This window comes from Streptococcus sp. 2100, from assembly GCF_013276335.1.
GTDB lineage: Bacteria > Bacillota > Bacilli > Lactobacillales > Streptococcaceae > Streptococcus > Streptococcus pseudopneumoniae.
The window spans coordinates 3,323-8,120 of the sequence record NZ_VMKV01000096.1 but is presented as its reverse complement, the minus strand read 5'-3'; the positions used below and the strand labels follow the sequence as shown (position 1 = coordinate 8,120).

The following is a 4,798-nucleotide window of genomic DNA, read 5'->3' as shown; positions in this document are numbered from 1 at the left end:
CTTAAAAGCAAATCCCGATATTCCGAGGAGGTGGTTGCATGAAGAAAGTGAAATTAGGGGAAGTGGCTACTTTTATCAATGGCTATGCTTTTAAACCTCAAGATTGGTCATCTGAAGGGAGAGAGATTATCAGAATACAGAATCTGACTAAAACTTCAACAGAGATAAATTATTATTCGGGTACGATTGATAAAAAATACATTGTTGAAGCTGGTGATATCCTTATTTCGTGGTCGGGTACATTAGGGGTTTTTCAGTGGTGTGGAAGATCCGCAGTGTTAAATCAGCACATTTTTAAAGTGGTTTTTGATAAGATAGATATAGATAAATCGTATTTTAAATATGTTGTTGAAAAAGGTTTACAAGATGCTGTAAAACATACTCATGGTTCCACAATGAAACATTTAACTAAAAAATATTTTGATAATATTATGGTTCCATATACAAATTTGGGAGAGCAACAAAGAATTGCAAGTGAGCTGGATTTGTTAAGCAAGCTGATTTTAAGGAGACAAGAACAACTTGAAGAGCTTAATCTACTTGTAAAATCCCGATTTAACGAGATGTTTGGGGATCCTTTAAATAATAACAAGAAATTTGCAGTAAAAACGGGACAACAGTGTTTTAAATTTTCAAGTGGAAAATTTCTTGATAAACATGATAGAGTTTTTGAAGGTTATCCTGCCTATGGTGGAAATGGCATTGCTTGGAAAAGTCGAAAATATTTAATTGATAATCCTACTATCATCATTGGTCGTGTAGGTGCATATTGTGGTAATGTAAGAACTACCCACGGTAAGGTATGGATAAGTGACAATGCTATATATATAAAAGAATTTAAGAATTCCGATTTCAATCTTGTATTTTTATTAGAATTAATGAAAGTAATTGATTTTAGTAAATTTGCTGATTTCTCAGGTCAACCAAAGATAACTCAAAAACCATTAGAAAATCAGAAATATATCCTCCCCCCTCTAGCCCTCCAAAATGAGTTCGCAGACTTTGTAGCCCTGGTCGACAAATCACAATTTGCTTGTGAGATAGCTATAAAAGTGTGGAGAAATAGCTTGAAATTTAGTATAATATAGCTAAACTATTTGTTTAAAGTGAGAAAAAAATGGGAAATTTTAGCTTTCTTTTAAAAAATGACGAATATGAATCTTTTTCAAAACCTTGCATTGAAGCTGAGAATATGATTGCTACATCAACTGTGGCTACTGCCTTTATGGCGCGTCGTGCTTTAGAGCAGGCTGTCCATTGGATATATAGTCACGATTCATATTTAGAAGCTCCCTATCGTGCTACTCTATCTTCTTTAGTATGGGATGATGATTTTAGGGATATCGTAGATTCTGAACTCCACAAGCAGATAGTTCTGTTGATTCGGTGGGGAAACCATGCTGCTCATGGTGGTGAAATTAAGGAACGAGAAGCGATTTTAGCTTTGCATCATTTGTATCAGTTTGTTAATTTTATCGATTATTGTTACAGCAATGAGTTTGTGGAGCGTTATTTTGATGAGAAGTGCTTACCACTTTCAGCAAACATCAAATACCGAGAAACTCCACAATCTATGATAAAGTTACAAGACAGTTTACCAGAACTGCCTGATTTTCATGAACAGATGGCTGCTCAGTCCGTAGAAGTTCAAGAGACTTATACTGAAAAACGTGAGACTGCAGCGCAACGGCAAGATGTGCCTTTCCATATTGATCAATTATCTGAGGCAGAGACAAGAAAACTCTTTATTGATATCGATCTCCGTCTAGCAGGATGGATATTTGAAGAAAACTGTCGTGTTGAGATAGCTGTTGATGGTCTCAAGCACGGTTCAGGAATTGGTTACTGTGACTATGTACTTTATGGTAAAAATGGGAAAATTTTAGCGATTGTGGAGGCTAAAAAAGCCTCTGTCAATCCAGAAGTAGGGGAAGTACAGGTCAAAGAATATGCTGAAGCTTTGGAGAAACATATCGGCTATCAGCCAATTTGCTTTATTACAAATGGGTTGAAGCACTATATACTTGATGGTCCGAACCGCCGCCAGATTGCAGGATTTTACTCTCAAGAAGAATTGCAATTAGTGATGGATAGACGTCATCTTCAAAAACCACTTGAGGATATTTCTAGTAAAATTAGGGACGATATTTCCGGGCGTTACTACCAAAAACATGCGATTGCAAGCGTTTGTGAAGCTTTCTCTAATCATCGTAGACAGGCACTTTTGGTTATGGCAACTGGGGCTGGGAAAACTCGTACAGCAGTTTCTCTAGTTGATATCTTATCACGTCATAACTGGGTAAAAAACGTTCTCTTCTTAGCCGATAGAACTTCCTTGGTTAAGCAAGCCTATGATTCGTTTAGAAAATTACTCCCAGATCTTTCCGTTTGTAACTTCTTAGAAGATAAAGAAGGAGCTCAATCAAGTCGCATGGTCTTTTCAACTTATCCGACCATGATTGGAGCGATTAGTGGTCAAGAAGAAGTAAATCAACGTCCTTTCACTGTTGGGCATTTTGACCTTATCATAATTGACGAATCTCACCGTTCTATTTATCAGAAATACAAGTCCATTTTTGATTATTTTGATGCAAGGATTGTAGGCTTAACAGCTACTCCTCGTCAAGATTTAGATAAAAACACCTATGGATTCTTTAATTTGGAGAATGGGGTTCCAACATATGCATATGATTTGGAAGAGGCTGTTAAAGACGGATATTTAGTAGCCTATCATTCTATCGAAACCAAACTGAAACTACCTACGGATGGTCTACATTATGATGATTTGTCTGAAGAAGAAAAGGAACATTTTGATAGCAAATTTGAAGACGATAGCTGTGAAAAAGATATTGATGGGAGTGTATTTAATTCCTTTATTTTCAATAAAAGTACAGTAGAAATTGTTTTAAATGAACTCATGACAAGAGGAATTCAGACAGCCTCGGGTGATGAAATTGGTAAAACTATTATTTTTGCTAAAAATCATGATCATGCGGAATATATCAGAGGTATTTTTAACAACCGCTATCCTGAAAAAGGGAGCGACTATGCTCAGGTAATTGATTATAGTATTAAGCATTATCAGACCTTGATTGATGATTTTAAAATTAAGGAGAAGTATCCTCAAATTGCGATTTCTGTCGATATGTTAGATACAGGTATTGATGTACCAGAGGTTGTGAATTTAGTCTTCTTCAAGAAAGTACGCTCTAAAACTAAGTTTTGGCAGATGATTGGTCGAGGAACCCGTCTATGTAAAGATTTATTTGGACCTGAGCAGGATAAGGAAAACTTTTTGGTATTTGATTATGGGGACAATTTTGATTATTTTCGTGCAGATCCAAGAGATGGAGAGGGTCGTCACATTGTTTCGTTGACTCAGCGTTTATTTAATATCAAAGTGGACTTGATTCGAGAACTTCAGGGACTCCAATACCAAGAAGATCAGTTTGCGAGAGCATACCGTCAGGAGCTTGTTTCAGAACTTCAAGGTCGTATAGAGAGCTTAAATGAGTTAGACTTCAGGGTTCGTATGGTTTTAGATACAGTTTATAGCTATAGGAAATTGGAAAGTTGGCAGAATCTAACTGCTGTTACAAGTGAAACTATTCAAAAAAATCTCTCTCCGCTTTTATTTGATGAAGATAAAGAAGATGAGATGGCGAGGAGATTTGATTTGTGCTTACTTCATATTCAGTTGGGGCAACTGACAGCTAAATCTTCCACTGTTCATATTTCCCAAGTGATGAAGACGGCTAGAGCTCTTTCTGCTATTGGCAATATCCCGCAGGTTTTTGAGCAGGTTGAAATTATCAGGAAAGTACAGGAGCCTGAATTTTGGAAAGAAGTTAGCTTGTCTGATTTGGAAAAAATTCGTCTTGCTATTCGAGATTTATTACAGTTTTTGGATAAAACAGACCGTAAACCCTACTATGTTAACTTTGAAGATCGTATACTCTCCACTGTTCACGAGACCACAGCATTTTTGCAGGTCAACGATCTTCGATCTTATAATGAAAAAGTTGAGCATTATTTGAAAACTCATCTGGATGAAGAGTCCATTTCTAAGCTATACCATAATGAAAAGTTGACATCTGATGATGTGCTTGCACTTGAAAAATTGCTCTGGGAAAAATTAGGTAGCAAATCAGACTACCAACATCATTATGAAAATAAGGCAATTCCGAGATTGGTGCGTGAGATTATTGGCTTAGATAGAGAGTCTGCCAATCGTATTTTTTCTAAATTTTTGTCGGATGAGAACCTTAATGCTAGGCAGATTTCATTTGTAAAATTGATTGTAGACTACATTGTAGAAAATGGTTGCTTAGAGATGAAAGTGTTAACGCAAGAGCCATTTAAATCTCATGGATCTGTTCAACTACTCTTTCAACACCAACTACCAGTACTTCGTAATATTGTTCAAACCATTGAGCTCATCAATGATCGAGCTGGAGAAGTGGCTTAAATTCTAAAGTGATTGCCATACTGAGACTCATTTAAAATTAAAAAGAGTAGAAATTTATGCTATATATGAGAAGTTTTATTAGGAAGAATGTCATCGTTTTCCTAGAATACAGTATCAGTTGTTAAGTGGTTGATAAATTTCAAAGTAGATACTTGTACCACGATGTTTGTTGATCGAGTTATTATAAAAGAGCTACTTTGATTTTAAAGAAATAGAAAACAAAAAGCCGAGCAAGAATTCAATTGCAGGAGAAAATGAAGGAATACTCAGTGAAAATCAAAGAGCAAACTAGCCGCAGGCTGCTCAAAACATGGTTTTGAGGTTGTAGAT

The 4,798-nt window shown here is 36.1% G+C and carries 2 protein-coding genes; both read left to right on the top strand.

Annotated elements, in window-relative coordinates; all coding sequences use genetic code 11:
* Positions 1–38: 38 nt before the first annotated feature.
* Entirely contained in the window at positions 39–1,088 is a 1,050-nt protein-coding gene (locus HT669_RS10520; RefSeq protein ID WP_050251632.1) for a restriction endonuclease subunit S, read from the top strand.
* 29 nt (positions 1,089–1,117) lie between these two features.
* Positions 1,118–4,468, top strand: a complete 3,351-nt coding sequence (locus HT669_RS10515) for a DEAD/DEAH box helicase family protein (protein WP_050222954.1) — start codon at positions 1,118–1,120, stop codon at positions 4,466–4,468.
* Positions 4,469–4,798 lie beyond the last annotated feature (330 nt).

Excerpts from the sequence above, each read along its gene's own strand:
- HT669_RS10520 (WP_050251632.1), top strand. The coding sequence starts at position 39 with ATGAAGAAAGTGAAATTAGGGGAAGTGGCTACTTTTATCAATGGCTAT.
- HT669_RS10515 (WP_050222954.1), top strand. The coding sequence starts at position 1,118 with ATGGGAAATTTTAGCTTTCTTTTAAAAAATGACGAATATGAATCTTTT.